This window comes from Nocardioides currus (assembly GCF_003057875.1).
In the GTDB taxonomy this organism is placed as follows: domain Bacteria; phylum Actinomycetota; class Actinomycetes; order Propionibacteriales; family Nocardioidaceae; genus Nocardioides; species Nocardioides currus.
This window is the reverse complement of sequence record NZ_PYXZ01000002.1, coordinates 312793-333225: the sequence shown is the minus strand read 5'-3', so window position 1 is coordinate 333225 and position 20433 is coordinate 312793. Positions and strand designations below refer to the sequence as shown.

Genomic DNA, 20433 nt, shown 5'->3' with positions numbered 1-20433 from the left:
CATGGCAAGCGCTGGCACCCTCAGGGCGAGAGTGCCAGTCCAGACGTTAGCACTCCCCCCAATCGAGTGCCAGAGTCGGCTCAGACGAACGCGCCCTGCGCGACCAGCGCCTTGAACGTGCGGGTCTTCTCCTCGCGATCGCCCTTGCGGCCGACGGTCACCTCGGTCTCGCCCGTCAGCCGGGTGCGGACCTCGAGCTGACCGGTGGCGCGGGCGGGGTCGACCTCGAAGATCGCGACCTGCGGGTCGTTGGGGTCCTCGTCCACCCCGGCCGGCAGCGCATCGTTGTTGGCGAACGTCTCCTTCGGCGCCCTGCCGTCGAGGAGGTACGACGACCGCGACTCCGTGACCTCGTAGGTGCCCTGCGGTCCGTCGAACTCGGCGGGCGCGCCCGGCAGCAGGGTGACGACGAGCCAGGTGCGTCCTTCCGGCGCCCAGCCGAGGCCGGCGACGTAGGGACGCTGCGCCGTCGAGGTGACGAGGCACTGGGTCACGCTGTCCCCGACGTCGGAGGCGTCGGGGCTCCACAGCGGGTCGCCGCACGGCTGGGCGCCGCCGGCGAACCCGAGGCTGTAGAGCGGCTCGGCGTCGTCGCGGTCGACCTCACCGGTCAGTCCGTCGACTTCCTGGTCCACGCCGTCGTACCCGACCCGGAGGCCGACCTCGGCCGGGGTGCCCTTCAGGGCGACGTACTGCCGGCGCGCGACCTGGGCGATCTCGTCCTCGCCCGCCCACCCCGTGAGTCCCTCGAGCACGTAGTCCTCGCCGTCGGCGACCAGCGTGAAGGTCGGGTCCTCCAGCGACGCGCCGGGCAGGCGGTCGGCGACCAGCAGGTCCTCGGGCCCGTCCAGCGACACCTGCACGCCGACGAGGCTGGCGCCGTGGCCGGCCTTCCTGCCCTCGTGGGTCTGCTCGAGGGGCTCGGACACGGTGACCTGCAGGGTCCCCCACGGGACGCGCACCTCGGCCGTGCGGCCCACCAGCGCCTCGGACGCGCTCTCGCTGATCAACGTCCCGGCCTTCAGCCCGTCGTCCTTCTCCTGCTGCGAGAGCCACACGCCGCCTCCGGCGAGCGCGGCGATGACGAGGACCAGGGCCAGTGGCCAGATGACTTTGCGCACGGCCCCGACCATGCCATCTCCACCCGTCCGGCGGGCGGAGACCCACCTGAGAAGATGCCCGGATGGACGTCCAGACGCTCGAGTGGCTCCTGACCGATGCCGGGCACGACCTGCTGGACGTGGCGATGGAGGCCTACGCCGACGCGGCCGGGGACCCGGTTCGCGCCGCGAGCGCGGTGCGACGGGCTGAGCCTGACCCGGAGCGGGCCGCGGCGGCGCTGACGCAGGTGGAGCTGCGGACGCGCGCGGTGGCGAAGTTCGGGGATCAGGCACCCCTCATGTTCTTCACTCCCGACGCCCTGGAGCAAGCGACGCGGCAGCGGGTCGCCGAGCACCGTGCCGCCCGTCTCGCCGCCGCCCGTCCCTCGAGCGTCGTCGACCTGGGCTGCGGCATCGGCGGCGACCTCATCGCCTTCGCCCGGGCCGGTCTGACCGCGGCCGGCGTCGACCTCGATCCGGTGCGGGTCACGGCAGCGCGCGCCAACCTCGCCGCGCTCGGCCTGCCCGGCGCCGTCGAGGTCGCCGACGTGGCGAGCATCGACCCGGGCGGCTTCGGGGCGGCGTTCGCCGACCCGGCCCGGCGCGGTGCCCGCGGCCGGGTCTTCGACGTCGACGGGTGGACCCCGCCGTGGGACTTCGTGCTCGAGCTCCTCGCCGGTCGCGGCCTCGTGAAGGTCGCGCCCGGGATCCCGCACGACCTGGTCCCGGACGGCGTCGAGGCCGAGTGGGTCAGCGAGGCGGGCGACGTCAAGGAGGCGGTGCTCTGGGCGCCGGTCTTCGCCAGCACCGCACGGCGCGCGACCGTGATCGGGGAGGGCGGCCTCGCCACCCTGACCGACGAGGACGACCCGCATCAGGGTCGGGAGCGGCCCGTGCGCGAGCTGGGAGCCTTCCTGTACGAGCCCGATGGCGCCGTGATCCGGGCCGGGCTCGTCACCGCCGTGGCCGCGGGCGTCGACGGTGGCCTGGTCGACGAGCACATCGCCTACGTCACCGGCGACGCCGCGTTCCGCACGCCGTTCGCGCGGTCCTACCGCGTGCTCGAGGAGGTCCCCTACCGCGAGAAGCCGCTCAAGGCGGCGCTGCGCGAGCGCAGCATCGGCTCCCTCACGATCAAGAAGCGCGGGGTCGAGATCGTCCCCGAGACGCTGCGCAAGCGGCTCGACCTGCGCGGCGACAACGCTGCGACGCTGGTGATGACCCGCATCGCGGGCAGCGGCACGGCACTGCTGGTCGAGCCCTTCTAGCCGGCCCGGTCAGCAGCCCTCCCGCTGCGCGCCGGCGACCTCGACCGGCAGCGAACCGGGCGCCGGAGCCTTCCCGAGCAGCACGTCGACCAGCGCCGACATCGCGCCCGGCGTGTCGCCGTACGTCGCGATCCGCACCGGCGCCTGCAGGGAGCCGAGGACGTAGGGAGTGTTGGTGGCGACCGCGATCTCGCCGTCGTGGGGTGTGTCCTGGTAGCCCGTGAAGCCGATGCCCGTGCCCCGGGCCAGGCGCGCGTCCTCGCTGGCCACGAACGCCGCGAGCTGGGACCGGCGCCGCTTCTCGCGCTTGCCCCACGCCCTCCTGCGCTGGGCGTAGGCCTTGCGGCTCTCCTTCTTCTTCCGCTTCGGCTCCGGCTCGGCGGTGGACAGTGACGCGGGCGGGGCCTGGCGCACCAGCACCGTGAGGCCGGCCGACCTCGCCGCGCCCGAGAAGTTGGCGACGGCGACCGGATCACCGCTCGGCGTGACCGCGCCCGAGACCAGCCGTCCTGTGCACGGGCCGGCGACGACGGTCAGGGCGGCGGCGCTGATCGCCCGCGAGGCCGCCCGGCCGCTGCCCGGCGCGCGTCCGCGGCGCTGCTCGGGCGTCCCGGCGTAGTGCAGCAGGAGCGCGATCTGGCGCGCCGCCGCCTGCTCGAGCCGCGACCGCTTGAGCCGGCCCGCCTTGACGGCCGCCACGATCCCGGCGCGGGCGGCGGCGGGCGAGGGCGGCATCAGGAGCACGTCGTTGCCGGCGCGCAGTCCCTGCACGGCCGAGTGCGCTGCGTCGTACGACGCCTGCACCCCGGCCATCGACAGCGAGTCGGTGACGACCAGGCCCTGGAAGCCGAGGCGGGTGCGGAGGGTGTCGGTCACGAGCACCTTCGACATCGACGCGGGGACCCGCGGGTCGAGGGCGCGGACGTCGATGTGCCCGGCCATGATCGCCGGCACGCCCTGCTCGACGGCGGCGGCGAAGGGGGCGAGGTCCACCGCGCCGAGCTGCTTGCGGGTCCGCGTCTGCACGGGCAGCGTCAGGTGGCTGTCCTGCGGCACCGAGCCGTGGCCCGGGAAGTGCTTGAGCACCGGGACGATCGCGGCGCCGGTGTAGCCCTCGACCGCGGCGCCGACCTGAGCGGCCACGGTCTCGACGTCCGAGCCCGCGGAGCGGGAGCCGATCGTGGGGTCGCCCGGTCCGGACGTGACGTCGGCGTCGGGGGCGAACACCACGTCGAACCCCAGTCCGCGCAGCTCGGCGCCGCTGGCCCCGGCCGCCCGGCGCGTCAGCTCGGTGTCCCCGGCGGCCCCGGCGCTCATGAAGGTCGGGAACCGGGTCGCGTCGCCCTTGACCCGCTCGACGATCCCGCCCTCCTGGTCGACGGAGAGGAACAGCGGCCACGGACGGCGTACGGCGCGCCGGAGCGTGGCGTTGACGGCGCCGATCTGCTGGGTCGAGGCCACGTTGTCGGCGAAGGCGATCACCCCGCCGAGGTGGAGGTTGCGCACCATCTCGACCGGAGCGGCGGTCCCGCGCCACTCGGCGACGATCACCTGGCCCGCGAGGTCGGGCAGCCGCATCCGGCCCACGAGCCGGGCCGCGCGCTCGAGCTCGGCGGTGGTCGGTCCCCAGCCCTCGACCAGGCCGAGCCGCTCGGCCGGGGTGGGCGGCGTGGTGGCGGACGCCGAGGCCGACGGAGTCCCGCCGGAGGACTGGTCGTCCGGTCCGGGGTCGCCGTCGCCCGAGCACGCCGAGCCGAGCAGGCTCAGCGCGAGGACCAGCGGGACGACACGGCGCACGCGGGTCAGTCTGGCACCGGCAGTCCGATCAGCCGGCGTTGACCTCGTCGCGCCAGGCCAGCCACGGGCCGACCCGCTCGATGTCGAAGTCGGGGCCACCGGCACTGAAGGTGAACAGCGTGGCCCCGAGGGCGCGCAGCTCCTCGCCCGCCACCTGCGGCTGCGGCGGCTCGTCGCCGTTGACGCTGGCGGAGATCTCGATCTCCGACGGGTCGCGACCGACGGCGGCGCAGTGACCGTGCAGCACCTCGACCTTGTGGCGCAGCTCGTCACCGGACACGAAGGTGTGCCAGATGTCGGCGTGCTGGGCGACGTGCCGCAGGGTCTTCCTCTCCCCACCCCCGCCGATCAGGACCGGGATGTCCCGGGTCGGAGCCGGGTTGAGCTGCGCGAGGCGGGCCTCGATCCGGGGCAGCGCCGCGCCGAGGTCGTCGAGCCTGCTGCCGGCGGTCCCGAAGTCGTAGCCGTACTCGTCGTAGTCGCGCTTGAACCATCCGGAGCCGATGCCGAGGATCAGCCGCCCGTCGCTGATGTGGTCGACGGTGCGGGCCATGTCGGCGAGCAGCTCGGGGTTGCGGTAGCTGTTGCAGGTGACGAGCGCGCCGATCTCGACGCGGCTGGTCTGCTCGGCGAGCGCTCCGAGCATCGTCCAGCACTCGAAGTGCTTGCCGTCGGCCTCGCCGTACAGCGGGAAGAAGTGGTCCCAGTTGAAGACGACGTCGACGCCCAGATCCTCGGCCCGGCGCACGGCGTCGCGGATCTGGGCATAGTCGGCGTGCTGCGGCTGGAGCTGCACGCCGATCCTGATGGGGTACGTGGTCACGACAGGTTCTCCTTCTCGGCACCGATGGTGGTGTCCGCCCCGTGGCCCGTGTGCACGACCGTGTCGTCGGGCAGGTCGAAGAGGCGGCTGCGGATCGAGTCCTTGATCTGGTCCTCGTCGCTGAACGAGCGTCCGGTCGCCCCCGGGCCGCCCTGGAAGAGCGTGTCGCCGGTGAAGACGCACCCGAGGTCGTGGACGTAGACGCACACCGCCCCGGGCGCGTGGCCCGGGGTGTGCAGGATCGTCAGGGCGGCACCGCCGACCTTGATCGACTGTCCGTCCTCCACGTCCACGTCCCACAGCTCGGCCCCCTCCTCGTCGCCGCCGTGGGTGAGCTCCCACAGCGGCCGGTCGGCGGGGTGGAGCAGGATCGGCGCGCCCGTCGCGACGCGCAGCTCGGGGGCGACCCGCACGTGGTCGTCGTGCGCGTGGGTGCACAGGATCGCCTTGACGGTGCGTCCGCCGACGACGGCGAGGATGTCCTCGACCGAGTGCGGCGCATCGATCACGACACAGTCCTCGTCGTCCCCCACGACCCAGATGTTGTTCTCGACCTCGTGCGTCTCCCCGTCGAGGGAGAACGTGCCGGAGGTGACGGCGTGGTCGACGCGCACGCTCATCAGAACACCACCACCGAGCGCAGGACGCCACCGTGGTGCATCTTCTCGAAGGCGGCCTCCACCTCGTCGAGGGCGATCTCCTCGGTGACGAACGCGTCGAGGTCGAGCCGGCCCTGCTGGTAGAGGTCGACGAGCATCGGGAAGTCGCGAGACGGCAGGCAGTCGCCGTACCACGACGACTTGAGCGCGCCCCCGCGCCCGAAGACGTCGATGAGCGGGATGTCGGGCACCTTCATGTCCGGCGTGGGCACGCCCACGAGGACGACGGTGCCGGCGAGGTCGCGGGCGTAGAACGCCTGCTTCCACGTCTCGGGGCGACCGACCGCGTCGATCACCACGTCCGCGCCGTGGCCGTCGGTGAGGGCCTGGATCGCCTCGACCGGGTCGTTGCCCGAGGAGTTGATCGTGTCGGTGGCGCCCATCCCGCGGGCCCACTCGAGCTTCTGGTCGTCGATGTCGACAGCGATCACCTTCGAGGCCCCCGCCAGGGCCGAGCCGGCGATGGCCGCCATCCCGACGCCGCCGCAGCCGATGACGGCCACGGACTTCCCGCGCCCGACGTCGCCGGTGTTGATGGCGGCACCCAGGCCGGCCATCACGCCGCAGCCGAGGAGCCCGACCGCGGCTGCGCGGGCCGAGGGGTCGACCTTGGTGCACTGGCCTGCGGCCACGAGGGTCTTCTCGGCGAAGGAGCCGACGCCGAGCGCCGGGGTCAGCTCGGTGCCGTCCTCCAGCGTCATCTTCTGCGTCGCGTTGTGGGTGGCGAAGCAGTACCACGGCTCACCGCGGCGGCAGGCCCGGCAGTTGCCGCACACGGCGCGCCAGTTCAGGACCACGAAGTCCCCGACCTCGAGACCGGTGACGCCCTCGCCGATCGACTCGACCACGCCCGCGGCCTCGTGCCCGAGGAGGAAGGGGAACTCGTCGTTGATCCCGCCCTCGCGGTAGTGCAGGTCGGTGTGGCAGACCCCGCAAGCCTGCACCTTCACCACGGCCTCCCCCGGCCCTGGGTCGGGGACGTTGATCGTCTCGATGGTGACCGGCTCGCCCTTGGCGCGTGCGACGATGGCCTTGACCTGCTGCATGTGGAGCTCCTCTCGATGACGAGCCGCTCGCCGGCTTCGTCAGTTCGTCCCCGCCGCGATGGAGTATGCCGCCTCGAGCAACGACGTCAGCGCGCCCTCGTCGACGCGCGGCGTCTGGTGCGCGATCTGCTGCTCGACCGAGGCCGAGGCGTACGACGAGCCCGCGGACTCGACGAGGTAGCCGGCCGCCAGCCCGCTCGGAGCGCTCGCGGCCGCACCGTCGGTGCCGTCCGGGCCCTCGAACGCGTCCTGTCCGCTCGTGCCGGTCCCGTCGGCGAGCTCGGAGACGACCCCGGGGTCGGAGCCCATGCGGAGTCGCAGTGTCGCGTCCTCCTCCTGGTTGCGGTAGAGGCAGACCGTCCGGCCGGCACCGTCGTCGGAGCCGCGGGCCTGTGCCACGTCACCGATGACGGAGGTGATGAGCTCGTCCTCGGGGTCGGGGCAGGCCTCGGGGAGCAGGATCGGGGTCGCGTCCCCGCTCGCCGCCACGAGGTCGAGGACCTCCAGCATGCGGTCGTCCATGGTCCCGAGCGGGTCGTCCTCCCCGGCGAGCCTGGCCTTGGAGTTGATGGGCGCGGCGACGGCGACCCAGGACCCGTCGGCGGGGGGCAGCACGCCGTACGCCGTCGAGGACAGCAGGTCGCCGGACGTCACGGCGGCGTAGAACCCCTGGTTGTGCGTCTCGCCGCCCGCGCTCGCCACGATCCTGTTGACCTTCTGCGGCGGGAGGTCGACGAGGTACCACCCCCACGACAGCGCCGTGGTCGCCCGGCCGTCGCCCTTCTCGAAGCTGACCTCGCAGCCGTACTTGGGGTAGTCGTCGGTCTCGAGCCCGCCGCCGCCCGCGACGGAGGTTGCCCCGAGCGTGCGGTCCACCAGCTGCGTGTCCGTCCGTGCCGTGGCGCGGCCGGCGCGCGGCACGAAGGTCATCCAGGTGTCGCGATCGACCAGCGAGCACGGATCGAGGTTCTCGACCGCCTCCGGGTCGATCGCCGGCTGGTCGGGGCTCGCGGACGACGCGGACGCCTCGGGCCCCTCGTCACGCTCGGACCCGCCGGAGTCGCTCGAGCACCCGGCAAGGACCAGCAGGATCGCGGCGGTCGCGACCATTGCCGCCCGGGAGACGTACCGCGCGTCGTAGTGTGCTGTCAGCGGCACGATCCGCCCCCTCGACATCGGCTCCGTGGTTGACGACTGCGGCTCCACCGTAACCGAGGGCAAATCATCAGGTTTGGGCGCGGTCGATCGGGGAAAGAGCCGCACGTCCGCGCGTAGCGGGCGGAAGACTCTCACGGCGGGAAGGTGTAGTTCTGATGTTCCTCTCAGACGTTGGCGGGGTGGGCGGGGTCGTCAACACCCTGAAGGAGTTCAAGGTCTCCGAAGGGGCGATCGCCAACATCGAGGCGTTCCTGACGAGCCAGGAGGAGGTGCTGGCCAAGCACAAGGACGACGAGGACTCGGGGAGCGAGTCGATGTTCGGCACCCGCTGGTCCGGTCAGTACCTCGGGATCCACCACCGCAAGGCCAATGCCTTCCTCACCAACAGCATCGTCGAGTCCATCGCCGCCCTGCAGGCCCTCACCACCGCGATGACCGACTTCAGCAAGGACGTCGGCCTGACCGCGGCCGACGACGAGGCCCGCAGCCAGGTGCTGCTCAACCGCGTCGCCACGGCCGGCGACGTGATGGACGGCGACCAGGACACGCCCGCCCAGGAAGAAGGTGCCTGATCATGAGCCGTTACTACCGTGACCAGCTGCAGAAGATGAACGACACCGTGCGGGACGCCCGCATCGACACCTCCTCCGCGGACTGGTCGAAGAAGTCCGGCATGCTCACGACGGTCTCCGAGGACCTGCTCCAGGCGGCCAAGGGGATCGTGTCCGAGGAGAACCTCACGGGCCAGACGGCCGACCGGTTCAACGAGGAGATGAAGAAGGTCTCCAAGAAGCTGGACGAGGACGCCGCAGTCTTCATGAAGGGCTCCGAAGCCCTCGGCAAGGCGCACAGCTCCGCCCAGACGATGATGAACGAGCACACCGCGATCTCCTCGGGCACCAACGAGATGCCCACGAAGCCGCAGGGACCCACGCCCGGCACGCAGGCCACTCCGGAGCAGGAGACGGCGATGGCGAAGTACAACTCGGCCGTCGGCGACTACTACGCCAAGGAGCAGGCCGACGAGGACCGCGCTCGCAAGGCCCTCGAGGCCCTGGACAAGGACTACGCCACCACCACCGAGGTGATGAAGGAGATCCACGGCGAGCCGGACCCGGTGACCCCCACGCCGACTCCCACCCCGACGCCGACCCCGACCAACACCCCGACCCCGACGCCGGGCAACACGCCGACCCCGACTCCGACCCCGACTCCGACCCCCACCCCGACTCCCACCCCCACGCCGACTCCCACCCCGACGCCGACTCCCACCCCGACGCCGACTCCCACCCCGACGCCGACGCCCACCCCGACGCCGACGCCGACCCCGACGCCGACGCCGACTCCCACCCCGACTCCGGTCCACACGCCGACGCCGGTCCACACGCCGACCCCGTACGTGCCCGAGACCAACGTGGTCGGCGGCACGGACGGCGGCAACACCTACACGGGCGGTCCCGGCTACGGCTCGAGCCACACCAGCGGCGGCGCCGGTGCCACCGGTGCGGGCATCGGTGGCGCTGCCGGAGCCGGAGCCGCGGGCGCTGGCCTCGGTGCGGGCATGATCAAGGGCGGCATCGCCGGAGCGGTGAAGGCTCCGACGGGTGGATCCGTCAAGAGCATCGGAGCCACCGGCAAGACCGGCGGGCCCAGCTCGATCGGCAAGAGCTCATCGGCCTCGGGCGCGCGCGGAGGAGCCGCGGGCACCTCGGGTCGTTCCTCGTCCGGCTCCCGCGCCGGTGCGGGCGGCCGGGCCGGCGGCACGGGCTCGGCCCGGGGCGCCTCGGGCCAGAGCGGCGCCCGCAGCGCCGCGGGCAAGGGCACCGCCGGCCGCGCCGGCAGCGCCGGGTCCACGACCGGCAAGGGCACCGCCAAGACCAACGCCAAGGGCACCGGCCGCGGCGCGGCCGCCGGCACCGGCAAGGGCTCGACCTCCGGCAAGGGCAAGGGTCTCTTCCGTCGCGGCGCCGGCAACGGCTCGACCTCCGGCAACCGCGGCGGCAAGAAGGGCTCCGACGAGCAGCGCAACGAGCGCGACTCCCTGGTCTACGAGCAGGACTGGCTCGGCGACGACGCCGCCGGGCCCGGCGTGCTCGACTGAGCCGGGAGCTCCACGCTGAGCACCGTCGCGTCGGAGCCGTCGCGGTAGTAGCGCCGCCGGGTGCCGATCCGGGTGAATCCGTGCCGGAGGTAGAACGCGATCGCCGAGTCGTTGGCGGCGCTCACCTCCAGCATCATCCGGTCGGCGCCGGCCGGGTGGGCCATCAGCTCCTCGAGGAGGCCGGTGGCCACACCGGCTCGCCGGTGAGCAGGCGCGACGCCGATCCGTTGCAGGTCGACGACGTCGCCGGCCACCCGGGACACCGCGTAGGCGCGCACGTCATCACCGACGTCGACCACGAAGCGCCGCCCGGGCCCCTCGAGCTCGGACCGCAGGGCCGCCAGGTCCCACGCGTCCGGCCCGAACAGCTCGGCCTCCAGGGCCGCCACGCTGGGCAGGTCGGTCGCCGTGGCGAGGCGGATCATGTCCCGAGGACGGACTTGCGGGTCACGTTGGCGACCGCGTCGGGCCGCCGCAGGTAGAGCGGCTCCGGGTCGAGGAGCTCGGCCCTCTCCTCGGCCACCACCCGGGCCAGCCATCCGGCGCTCGGGCGCGTCGGGAGCGCCGGGCGCGGGAACGACTCGGGATAGAGCACCGCGCCCGGACCGGCGGTCGGTAGCTCGCTGGCCACGTCGGCCGGCTTGGCGACCACGGGGCCGTCGAGGCGGCGGCCCTGGTCGTCGTACGACGCGAGGTAGACCTCCTTGCGTCGGGCGTCCGTGGCCACGAGGAAGTCGCCGGCGACCGCCCCCGTGTCGATCGCCTCGACCGCGATCGCGTCGAGCGTGCAGACGCCGTAGACCGGGATCTCCAGGCCGAAGCCGAGGGCCTGGGCGGTGACGATCCCGACGCGCATGCCGGTGAACGGGCCGGGGCCGACACCGACCGCGACCGCGGTGAGGTCCTGCCGCACCAGCCCGGTGTCGGTGAGCACTGCTTCGATGAGCGGCGCGAGCTGCTCGCCGTGCTTCATGGGCAGCTCGGAGAACCGCTCGGCCACGACGTCGGCGCCGTCGTGGAGGGCGACGCTGACGAGGGGTGTGGCGGTGTCGAACGAGAGGAGCACGATGGCGAGGTTACTCAGTCGCGCGGCCGACGGACGTGGACCACCCGCGGATCGAGCTCGTCGTCGTCGGTCTCGTGCCCCAGCGCCCGGGTGATCTCGACCTCGACCCGCGACTCGGTGAGCACGTGCGCCAGGCCGGCCCCCCACTCGACGATGGTGACCGCGGAGTCGAGGGAGGTGTCGAGGTCCAGGTCGTCCAGCTCCTCGATGCCGCCGAGGCGGTAGGCGTCGACGTGCACCAGGTCGGGCCCGCCCACGAGCGAGGGGTGGACGCGGGCGATGACGAACGTGGGCGAGTTGATCGGCCCCCGGACCCCGAGGCCACGGCCGAAGCCCTGCGACAGGGTGGTCTTGCCCGCACCCAGCTCGCCGCTGAGGAGCACCACGTCGCCGGCGCGCACGGAGTGCGCCAGCCGCTCCCCCAGGTCGCGCATCGCCTCGGCGTCGACGACCTCCCACGACGAGGGCAGGTCGCGGCGGAGCTCGACGTACGGCGAGGCGCGCTCGACCTCCACGAAGCCGTGCTTCTCCCAGAACGCGATCGTCTCGGGCAGCTCCTCGCGAGCCAGCACCGCCAGGGCGGGCTCGCCCAGCGTGCTCTCGACGGCGGTGCGCACGAGCGCTCCGGCCACTCCGGTCCCCTGGGCCGCCGGCGTGACGCCGAAGCGGCGCAGCAGCATCGCCTCCGGGCCGGGGCGGAACAGCAGCGCGCCGACCGGCTCGCCGTCGAGGGTCGCCAGCAGTCCGCCGTACGCCGCGAGCTCGACCGCGACGCTCTCCTCGGTCTCGGACAGCGCGTCGGTCGGTGGGTCAAGTACGGGGCGGGCCGCGAACGCGGTGCGGATCACCTCGAGGACGGGAACGGCGGACTCGGGGCCGACGCGACGGACGTCGAGGCTCATCGCGCCTCGATCCGGTGCTGGGCCAGCGAGATCAGGTCGTCGAGCTCGGCGGTGACGTCGGCGTGGCGCTCGAGGATCACCATGTGCCCGGCGCCCTCGACCTCGAGGAGGCTGGAGCCCGGGATCTGGGCGTGCAGCTTGCGGGCGTGCCCGACGCTGGTGATCTTGTCGTTGGTGCCGCAGATGACCGACGTCGGGACGCCGCCCAGCACGGCGACGTGCTCGAACTTCTCGAGGCTCGCGAACGTGGGGTAGAAGTCGGCCACCACCGCGAAGGGGGTGGAGTTGAGCATGTCGAAGACGAAGTCGACGTAGGGGCCAGGGACGTCGTCGCCGAAGGCGTAGGCGTCCGTCATCACGTCGGCCACGCTGCGGCCCCAGGTGCGGGCCAGGTCGACGACCTTGTGCCCACGGTCGAGGGTGCGGACCGCGCGCCCCACGACCCGGCCGCCGAGCCCGAGGGGCACCATCGGGAACAGGATCCGGCCGGGGTCGAGCCCGCCCGCGGTGGTCGAGATGAGTGCGGCGCCGACGACCTTGTCGCCGAACAGCTCGGGGTGCTGCTCGGCGAGGGCGATGACGCTCATGCCGCCCATCGAGTGGCCCACCAGCACGCAGGGTCCGGGCGAGGCCTGGTCGATCACTCGACGCAGGTCGCTGCCGAGCTGGTCGATCGTGGTGTTGTCCTCCGAGGAGCGGGCCGAGCGACCGTGGGAGCGCTGGTCGTAGAAGACCGTGCGGACCCGTCCGCGGTAGCTCGCCCGCTGGAAGTGCCAGCAGTCGAGGTTGAGGGCGTAGCCGTGGACGAAGATCACGGTCAGCTCGGAGTCCGGCGCCTCGTCGACCTCGGCGTGCAGGTCGATGCCGTCGTCGGTGATGATGTTGAGCGGCGTGCTGTGCAACGAGCCGAACTCGACGTGCTCCCCCGCACCGCGGCGGGAGATCGAGCGGCTGCGCTGGGCGACGCCGACGGCCACGCCGGCGGCGGTCAGCCCCGCGGCCGCGCCGACCATCGTGCGGACCAGGCCCATCTAGGAATCCTCCCGGTTGACGTGGCGGCGGGCCAGTCGGCCGCCGACCCGCGTCACGATCTCGTAGTTGATGGTGTCGAGCGCCTCGGCCCACTCCTGCGCGGTGGGCTCGCCACGGTCGCCGGGGCCGAACAGGACCACGTCGGTCCCGGGCGGCGGCAGGTCGCCGTCGAGGTCGATCACGAACTGGTCCATGCACACCCGTCCGCGGATGGCGCGGCGACGGTCGTCGACCCACACCGAGGCGAGGTTGCCGGCGGCACGGGGCACGCCCTCGCCGTACCCCGCAGGCACGACGCCGACCGTGGTGTCGCGATCGGCGATCCAGGTGTGGCCGTAGGAGACGCCGTCGCCGATGGCGATCTGCTTGCTCATCGCCAGGCTGGCGCGCACGGTCATCGCCGGGACCAGGCCGAGGTCGGGGGTGCGGCCGGGGGCGGGATCGAGGCCGTACGACGCGATGCCGCACCGCACGAGGTTGAACCGGGCCGACGGACGCAGGATCGTCGCCGCGGAGTTGGCGAGGTGGCGCAGCTCGGGGCGCATGCCGAGCTCCTCGGCCAGCGCCACGGCCTCACGGAACGCCGCTTCCTGCGCGTCGTTGGCGGGGTGCTCGGGCTCGTCGCTCGCGGCGAAGTGCGACCAGATGCCGGTGATGTCGAGCCGCCCCGCCTGCTCGAGCTCGGCCGCGTGGGCGAACACCGCGGGCCAGTCGGCACGCGCCGCCCCGCCGCGGGTCAGGCCGGTGTCGACCTTGAGCTGCACCCGCGCGCGTTCGCCACCCGACTCGGCGATCTCGTCGAGCTCGGCGACCGTGTAGGCCGTCAGGTCGATGCCGGCGGCCACCGCGGCGGCGTACTCCTCACCGGGGACCGCCAGCCAGCAGAGCACCCGACCCGGGTCACCGGCCTCGCGCAGGGCCATCGCCTCGTCGAGCGTCGCGACGCCGAGCCACTCGGAGCCGGCCTGCCGGGCCGCGCGCGCGACCTCGACCATGCCGTGGCCGTAGCCGTCCGCCTTGACCACCGTCATCATCGCGACGTCCGGGCCGACGAGCTCACGCAGTCGGGAGACGTTGTGACGGATCGCGGCGAGATCGACCACGATCTCGGCGCGCGCAGCAGCCGTCGACGTCATGGCAGAGGATTCTTCCACCCCTCAGATCAGGGACCGCAGCACGCCACCCAGAGCGTGGGCCACGTCTCGCGCGACGATCGGGCCGCCGGCCGACGCCTCGGTCGCGGCGGCGCCGTGCAGCCACGACCCGACCGAGGCCGCGTCCCACGGCGAGAGTCCCGCGGCGAGCAGCGCCCCGACCAGGCCGGCCAGCACGTCACCCGCTCCGGCGGTCGCCAGCCACGGCACCCCGGTCGTGGTCACACGCACGCGTCCGTCCGGTCGTGCGACGAGCGTGCGACGCCCCTTCAGCAGCACGACGGTGTCGTACGCCTCGGCGGCTCGCCTGGCGAAGTGGAGCGGTCGCGCCTCGATCTCCGTGCGGTCCGCGCCGAGCATCGCCGCGAGCTCGCCGGCGTGGGGCGTGAGCACGGCGGGTACGGCGAGGGGCGCGCCGACGTGGGACAGCGCGTCCGCGTCGACCACGACCGGCACGGAGTCGGCCAGCGCCGCGGCCAGCGCCTCGCCGGCCTCGTCTCCCCCGCCCGGACCGACGACCCACGCCTGCACCCGCCCGTCGCCGACCACCTCCGGGTGCGTCGACCGCACGGCGTCGGCGGCGTGGCCGACGTAGCGCACCATCCCGACCAGCCCGCACGACGCCCCGGCGACGCAGAGCAGCGCGGCCCCCGGGTAGGTCTCGCTGCCGGCCCGGACGCCGACGACGCCTCGGGAGTACTTCTGGGCGTCGCCACCCGGGCGCGGGACGAGCGCGGCGACGTCGGCGGGCTGGAGCGCCTCGACGGCGGCCTCGGGCAGGTCGAGCCCGATGTCGACGAGGTGCACCGCCCCACTGGCCTGCGCGGCTGGGTCGACGAGGTGCGCGACCTTGTGGGTGCCGAACGTGACCGTCAGGTCGGCGTGGACGTGTGGTCCGTCGACCTCGCCGGTGTCGACGCCGACGCCGGACGGCACGTCGACGGCGACGACGGGGATCCCCTCGAGGGCCGCCACCGCCCCGGCCGCCTCGGGCTTCAGTCCGGGGCGTCCGCCGATGCCCACGATCGCGTCCACGACCACGTCCGTCGCACGGTCGACGTCGGCGACGGATTCGACCACGCTGCCACCGCTCGTGAGGAGCGCGGCCAGACCTGCCTCGTGGGCGCTCGACCCGAGCAGGAGCGCCTCGACGCCGACTCCCCGCCGTCGGAGCAACGCGCCCGCGAACAGCGCATCGCCGCCGTTGTCCCCCGACCCGACGAGGAGCAGCACCCGGCGGCCGTAGCCGCCGCCGAGGAGGTCGATCACCGCGGAGGCCAGCCCTGCGGCCGCGCGCTGCATCAGCGCACCGTCGGGCAGGTCACGCATCAGGTCGGCCTCGGCGTCACGCACCTGGCCGACGGTGTGGGCGGAGCGCATTCAGCTCGTCGGGATCCGGAACACCTGGCCCGGGAAGATCAGGTCGGGGTCGTCGATCTTGTTGAGCCGTGCGATCTCCTCGTACGAGACCCCGAAACGGGCGCCGATCCCGGAGAGCGAGTCGCCCGCCCTGACCGTGTAGGTCTCGAACTTCGTCGCCTTCGCCTCGCGCGCCTCCTCGCGGGCGTCCTGCCGCGCTTCGTGGCGAGCCTCCTGCCGGGCCTCCTGGCGGGTCTCGCGACGCTCCTCCTGGCGCTCGGCCCGGTGGGCCGCCTTCTGCCCGGCCTTCTCGTCGGCCTTCTCGTCGGCCTGCTCGTCGAGCGCGTCGGGAACCACGGAGTCGGCGGGCTGCACGGGGCCGACGGTGGGGGCGGCCGGGGGCTCGCTGGTGGTCTCGCTGGTGGTCTCGCTGCTGGTCTCGGCGGAGGTCTCGTCCGTGGTCGTGTCGACCGACGCGGGGATCGTCGGCGGCGCGGTCGTGGCGGGCTCCTCGGCGGTCGGGGTGTCGACCTTCTTCGCGTCGTCGCCCTTCGACGCCGCGTCCTTCAGCGCATCCTTGACGTTGTCCAGAAAACCCATGATCCCTGCCTCTGCTTGGTGGACGTCACCCGAGTGACACCGCTTCGGACCGTCGGCGACGGCGTCTCGAACGCTAGTCCCTCTACCCCTCGAGCACCACGACGGCCGAGGCGATCCCGGCGTCGTGCGACAGCGAGACGTGCACGTGGACGGCACCGAGCGACTCGGCCCGCGCCGCGACCGTCCCCCGCAGCTCGAAGCGCGGCCGGCCGCTCTCCTCCGAGACGATCTCGGCGTCGTGCCACGCCAGGCCGACGGGCGCGCCCAGGGCCTTCGCGATCGCCTCCTTCGCGGCGAAGCGTGCCGCGAGCGAGGCCAGCGGTCGGGTGGCCTCGGACGGGGTGAACAGCCGGTCCCGCAGGGCGGGGGTGCGCTCCAGCGACTCACCGAACCGGGCGACGTCGACGACGTCGATGCCGACACCGACGACGGGCACGGCTGCTCCTCTCGGGAGGTCTACTCGACGGTGACGGACTTGGCGAGGTTGCGCGGCTGGTCGACGTCGTGACCCATCCGGGTCGCGAGCTCGCAGGCGAAGAGCTGGAGCGGCACGACCGCCACGACCGGCTGCAGGAGGGTGGGCACCTTCGGGAGCCGGATCAGGTCATCGGCGTACGCGGTGATCGACTCGTCGCCCTCCTCCGCGAGCACGATGGTGTGGGCGCCGCGGGCGCGGATCTCCTGGATCGCGCTCACCATCTTGGAGTGCAGCTCGTCGCGCCCCTCGGGCGGCACGACGCAGAAGACGGGCAGGCCCTCCTCGATCAGCGCGATCGGGCCGTGCTTGAGCTCGCCGGCGGCGAAGCCCTCCGCGTGGATGTAGGCGAGCTCCTTGAGCTTGAGCGCCCCCTCGAGGGCGATCGGGAAGCCGGCGTGGCGACCGAGGAACAGCACGGAGCGGGTCTCCGCGTGCTGCGCCGCCAGGTCGTAGATCGCCTGCGACTGGTCGAGCACCGTCTGGACGTGGTCGGGCATCTTGGCCAGCTCGTCGAGCACCTGGGAGATCTCGTCGCCGAACTTCGTCCCGCGGACCTGCGCGAGGTAGAGGCCGAGGAGGTAGCACGCGATCAGCTGCGTGAGGAAGCCCTTGGTCGAGGCGACGCCGATCTCGGGGCCGGCGTGGGTGTAGATGACGGCGTCGGACTCGCGCGGGATCGTGGAGCCGTTGGTGTTGCAGATCGCGAGGACGCGCGAGCCCTGGAGACGGGCATGCCGGATCGCCATCAGGGTGTCGGCCGTCTCCCCCGACTGGCTCATCGCGACGACGAGGGTGTCGCGCGTCAGGATCGGGTCGCGGTAGCGGAACTCGTGGGCCAGCTCGACCTCGCACGGGATGCGGGTCCAGTGCTCGATGGCGTACTTCGCGACGAGACCGGCGTAGTTGGCCGTCCCGCAGCCGACGATGATGATCTTGTCGACCGTGCGCAGCTCGTCCTCGGAGAGCCGGACCTCGTCGAGCTGGAGCTTGCCGGTGCCGTCGTGGCGACCCAGCATCGCGTCGGCGACCGCGCGCGGCTGCTCGAAGATCTCCTTCCGCATGAACCAGTCGTAGCCGTCCTTCTCGGCGGCCGAGAGGTCCCAGTCGACGTGGTAGCGCTTGCCCTCCGCCGGGCTGCCGTCGAAGCCGGTGACCTCGACGCCCTCACGGGTGATGGTGACGACCTCGTCCTGGCCGAGCTCGAGCGCCTCGCGGGTGTGCTCGATGAAGGCGGCGACGTCGGAGCCGATGAAGTTCTCGCCCTCGCCGAGACCCACGACCAGCGGCGAGTTGCGGCGGGCGGCGACGACGCGCGACGGGTCCTCGGCGTCGACGGCCACCAGGGTGAAGGCGCCCTCGAGCCGCTGGCACACGCGCTGCATCGCGGTGGTGAGGTCGGCGCCCGCCCGCACCTCGTTCTCGAGCAGGTGGGCGGCCACCTCGGTGTCGGTCTCGGAGGTCAGCTCGTGGCCGGCGGCCTCCAGCTCGGCCCGCAGCACCGCGAAGTTCTCCAGGATGCCGTTGTGCACGACCGCCACGCGGCGTACCTGTCCGAGGTGGGGGTGGGCGTTGACGTCGTTGGGGGCGCCGTGGGTGGCCCAGCGGGTGTGGCCGATGCCGGTCGTGGCGGGCGGGAGCGGGGCCTCGCCGATGGCCTTCTCGAGGTTGGCGAGCTTGCCGGCCCGCTTGTCGGAGGCGATGGTGCCGGCGCCGGCGGCGGTGTCGACGAGCGCGATCCCGGCGGAGTCGTAGCCGCGGTACTCCAGACGACGCAGCCCCTCGATCACGACGTCCTGCGCCTGCTTCTCACCGACATAACCCACGATTCCGCACATGGGCCGGAGTCTACGCGGGCGCACCGCTGGCCCTTCGCCGTACGCCCGGTGCAAGAATCCTCGACATGTCGGACGCCGCAGGGCTGGTCGTCGCGAGCGAGTCCTCCCCCTACGTGGAGCTCGACCGCAGCGCCTGGGCCGCACTCGCCAGCGAGACCCGCAGCCCACTGACCCCCGACGAGGTGCGGCAGCTGCGAGGCCTCGGCGACGCACTGGACCTGCACGAGGTGGAGCAGGTCTACCTGCCGTTGTCGCGGCTGCTGTCGAAGTACGTCGAGGCGGCGAGCCGTCTGCACCGTGAGCAGGAGGAGTTCCTCCAGCGCCAGCAGCCGCCGCGGACGCCGTTCGTGATCGGTCTCGCCGGGTCGGTGGCCGTGGGCAAGTCGACGACGGCCCGACTGCTGCAGCAGATGCTCGCCCACTGGCCCGAGCACCCCAACGTCGCGCTGGTGACCACCGACGGCTTCCTCTACCCCAACGCCGAGCTCGAGCGCCGCGGGCTCCTGCAGCGCAAGGGCTTCCCGGAGTCCTACGACCGCAAGGCGCTGCTGAAGTTCGTCGTCGACATCAAGTCGGGGCGCGACGAGGTCGAGGCACCGACCTACTCCCACCTGGTCTACGACGTCGTGCCGGAGCAGAAGGTCGTGGTCAAGCGGCCCGACATCGTGATCATCGAGGGACTCAACGTCCTGCAGCCGGCGCGCATCCGCGACGACGGGCGCACCGGGCTCGCGGTCAGCGACTTCTTCGACTTCTCCGTCTACGTCGACGCCGCGCTGAGCGACATCAAGCGGTGGTACGTCGACCGCTTCCTGCGCCTGCGCGAGACGGCGTTCGTCGACCCGGCGTCGTACTTCTCGAAGTACGCCGCCCTCACCCACGACGAGGCAGTCGACACGGCCACGCACATCTGGGACACCATCAACGGGCCCAACCTGGTCGAGAACATCGCCCCCACCCGCGGCCGCGCGACCCTGGTGCTCCGCAAGGACGCCGACCACTCCGTGCGCTACGTGCGGCTGCGCAAGCTCTGACGTCATGGCGGGTGGTCGCCCCGACGACCACCCGCCATGACGTCATGCTGCGGCTCGCCAACCCGCGTCCGCCAAGGCCCTCTCGATCTGCTCGAAGAAGGCGTCCTCGGCGACCCGGAGCCCGAGCAGGGGCAGACGAAGCACGGTGTCGCCGCTGATCGCCACCTCGTTGTGACGCAGGGCGTCGGACACCACGTTGTCGACCCACGCGTGGTGGATGCCGTCGATCTCGACCACCAGGTGCCACGGCTCCCACCACACGTCGAGGTAGTAGCGGCCGTCCCCGCCCCGACGGACAGCCTGCCGCGTGGGCTCGGGCAGGCCCCGACGTCGGCAGGCTCGCGCGAAGTCGAGCTCACCCAGCGAGCGGGCGCCACCCAGCATGTCCAGCACCACGTCGTGCAGGAAGGCCCGGCGCTTGTCCCGGCGGACCGCGAGCAGCGCCTCGCCGATGCGGTCTGCGGTCGACAGCCCCTGCTGGACCGTCATCGTCACCACGAGCGCGGCCTGCTTGTCACTGACCGCCCAGAGAGCGGCGCGAACCGCCGCCACCTCCACCTTCGTCCGGGGAACTCCTCCGGGCGCACGGTCCGAGGGATGCAGACGTCTCGTCCGACGGATCCGGAGGCCCTGACCGGTGAGGGGCTTGACGCCGCGCGGGACGGAGACGCGCTGCGCGGATGCCGCGTAGCGCTCGAGCCCTGATGCGATCAACGCGCTCTCACCATCCAGCAATGCACGACTCCCGCCTTCGAAGACCGCGGCCCACTGCCTCCCCAGCTCGGAGATAGCACCGGTGTGGACGCAGAGCGAGCGGGTCCACACCCGTTGCCAGCGTCGCGCACGGATCTGGGCCCTCACCTCCCCGCGGGTCATGCCGGCGTCGTACGCCTGACGCCTCGACACCACGTCGCCCTGACCTGCGGCGAGGGCCAGCACCTCGGTGAGGATGCGGTTGCGTTCGGCCACTGAATGTCGGTTCCCCTGGTCGCCCATGACGACAGGTTGAGCGCCTCCACTG

Annotated in this window: 19 protein-coding genes and 1 pseudogene; 3 read left to right on the top strand and 17 right to left on the bottom strand. The window is 72.7% G+C overall.

All coding sequences use genetic code 11. The features are described 5' to 3' along the window. Positions 1 to 80: 80 nt before the first annotated feature. The gene (locus tag C7S10_RS06700; RefSeq protein WP_133176451.1) at positions 81 to 1121 is read right to left on the bottom strand and encodes a hypothetical protein; all 1041 of its coding nucleotides are present in this window, start codon (positions 1119 to 1121) and stop codon (positions 81 to 83) included. 62 nt (positions 1122 to 1183) lie between these two features. Between C7S10_RS06700 and C7S10_RS06695 the strand changes: the two genes are divergently transcribed. Then, entirely contained in the window at positions 1184 to 2368 is a 1185-nt protein-coding gene (locus C7S10_RS06695) for a class I SAM-dependent methyltransferase (protein ID WP_108343631.1), read from the top strand. Positions 2369 to 2377: 9 nt separating this feature from the next. Here C7S10_RS06695 and C7S10_RS06690 read toward each other — a convergent pair whose 3' ends face one another. The 5 genes from C7S10_RS06690 to C7S10_RS06670 are packed head-to-tail and all read right to left on the bottom strand — an operon-like array spanning position 2378 to position 7851. Further along, positions 2378 to 4165 (bottom strand): glycoside hydrolase family 3 protein, encoded by a 1788-nt coding sequence (locus tag C7S10_RS06690; protein ID WP_108343630.1) that lies wholly within the window; start codon positions 4163 to 4165, stop codon positions 2378 to 2380. A 28-nt stretch (positions 4166 to 4193) separates the two neighbouring features. After that, the gene (locus tag C7S10_RS06685; protein ID WP_108343629.1) at positions 4194 to 4988 is read right to left on the bottom strand and encodes an LLM class F420-dependent oxidoreductase; all 795 of its coding nucleotides are present in this window, start codon (positions 4986 to 4988) and stop codon (positions 4194 to 4196) included. After that, entirely contained in the window at positions 4985 to 5608 is a 624-nt protein-coding gene (locus C7S10_RS06680; RefSeq protein WP_108343628.1) for an MBL fold metallo-hydrolase, read from the bottom strand. Before C7S10_RS06680 ends, C7S10_RS06685 begins: the two co-directional genes overlap by 4 nt. Continuing rightward, entirely contained in the window at positions 5608 to 6693 is a 1086-nt protein-coding gene (locus C7S10_RS06675; RefSeq protein WP_108343627.1) for an S-(hydroxymethyl)mycothiol dehydrogenase, read from the bottom strand. Before C7S10_RS06675 ends, C7S10_RS06680 begins: the two co-directional genes overlap by 1 nt. Before the next feature lie 39 nt (positions 6694 to 6732). Next, on the bottom strand, positions 6733 to 7851 hold the full coding sequence (locus C7S10_RS06670) for a DUF3558 domain-containing protein (RefSeq protein ID WP_133176450.1): 1119 nt from the start codon (positions 7849 to 7851) through the stop codon (positions 6733 to 6735). Positions 7852 to 8006: 155 nt separating this feature from the next. On the opposite strand from C7S10_RS06670, the gene C7S10_RS22735 reads away from it, so the two are divergent. Then, complete coding sequence (locus tag C7S10_RS22735) at positions 8007 to 8423, top strand: hypothetical protein (protein WP_133176449.1); 417 nt, start codon at positions 8007 to 8009, stop codon at positions 8421 to 8423. A gap of 386 nt (positions 8424 to 8809) precedes the next feature. Here the strand turns inward: C7S10_RS22735 and C7S10_RS23140 are convergent. From C7S10_RS23140 to glmS, 10 genes and pseudogenes are all read right to left on the bottom strand, one after another. Beyond that, positions 8810 to 8953 (bottom strand): annotated as a pseudogene (locus tag C7S10_RS23140) (hypothetical protein); the annotation flags it as partial. A gap of 944 nt (positions 8954 to 9897) precedes the next feature. Next, a complete protein-coding gene (locus C7S10_RS06650) occupies positions 9898 to 10377 on the bottom strand; it encodes a GNAT family N-acetyltransferase (RefSeq protein ID WP_108343624.1) in 480 nt (159 codons plus the stop codon). After that, entirely contained in the window at positions 10374 to 11018 is a 645-nt protein-coding gene (gene tsaB, locus C7S10_RS06645) for a tRNA (adenosine(37)-N6)-threonylcarbamoyltransferase complex dimerization subunit type 1 TsaB (RefSeq protein WP_108343623.1), read from the bottom strand. The genes C7S10_RS06650 and tsaB overlap by 4 nt, the downstream gene beginning before the upstream one ends. Before the next feature lie 14 nt (positions 11019 to 11032). Next, entirely contained in the window at positions 11033 to 11920 is an 888-nt protein-coding gene (gene tsaE, locus C7S10_RS23075; RefSeq protein ID WP_108343622.1) for a tRNA (adenosine(37)-N6)-threonylcarbamoyltransferase complex ATPase subunit type 1 TsaE, read from the bottom strand. Beyond that, positions 11917 to 12951, bottom strand: a complete 1035-nt coding sequence (locus tag C7S10_RS06635; RefSeq protein WP_108343621.1) for an alpha/beta fold hydrolase — start codon at positions 12949 to 12951, stop codon at positions 11917 to 11919. Before C7S10_RS06635 ends, tsaE begins: the two co-directional genes overlap by 4 nt. Beyond that, complete coding sequence (alr, locus tag C7S10_RS06630) at positions 12952 to 14088, bottom strand: alanine racemase (RefSeq protein WP_108343620.1); 1137 nt, start codon at positions 14086 to 14088, stop codon at positions 12952 to 12954. A 21-nt stretch (positions 14089 to 14109) separates the two neighbouring features. Beyond that, positions 14110 to 15486 carry an NAD(P)H-hydrate epimerase gene (locus tag C7S10_RS06625; RefSeq protein WP_108343619.1) on the bottom strand — a complete coding sequence of 459 codons (1377 nt, stop codon included), beginning with the start codon at positions 15484 to 15486 and terminating at the stop codon, positions 14110 to 14112. Next, on the bottom strand, positions 15487 to 16065 hold the full coding sequence (locus C7S10_RS22480) for a LysM peptidoglycan-binding domain-containing protein (RefSeq protein WP_207769261.1): 579 nt from the start codon (positions 16063 to 16065) through the stop codon (positions 15487 to 15489). An 82-nt stretch (positions 16066 to 16147) separates the two neighbouring features. Then, positions 16148 to 16501 carry a holo-ACP synthase gene (locus C7S10_RS06615; RefSeq protein WP_108343618.1) on the bottom strand — a complete coding sequence of 118 codons (354 nt, stop codon included), beginning with the start codon at positions 16499 to 16501 and terminating at the stop codon, positions 16148 to 16150. 20 nt (positions 16502 to 16521) lie between these two features. Next, entirely contained in the window at positions 16522 to 18378 is a 1857-nt protein-coding gene (gene glmS / locus C7S10_RS06610; protein WP_108343617.1) for a glutamine--fructose-6-phosphate transaminase (isomerizing), read from the bottom strand. A 65-nt stretch (positions 18379 to 18443) separates the two neighbouring features. On the opposite strand from glmS, the gene coaA reads away from it, so the two are divergent. Then, a complete protein-coding gene (gene coaA, locus C7S10_RS06605) occupies positions 18444 to 19412 on the top strand; it encodes a type I pantothenate kinase (protein ID WP_108343616.1) in 969 nt (322 codons plus the stop codon). 42 nt (positions 19413 to 19454) lie between these two features. On the opposite strand, the gene C7S10_RS22015 is transcribed toward coaA, so the two are convergent. Next, positions 19455 to 20408: a hypothetical protein gene (locus tag C7S10_RS22015; RefSeq protein WP_133176447.1), complete on the bottom strand. Its 954-nt coding sequence runs from the start codon at positions 20406 to 20408 to the stop codon at positions 19455 to 19457. Positions 20409 to 20433: the final 25 nt, after the last annotated feature.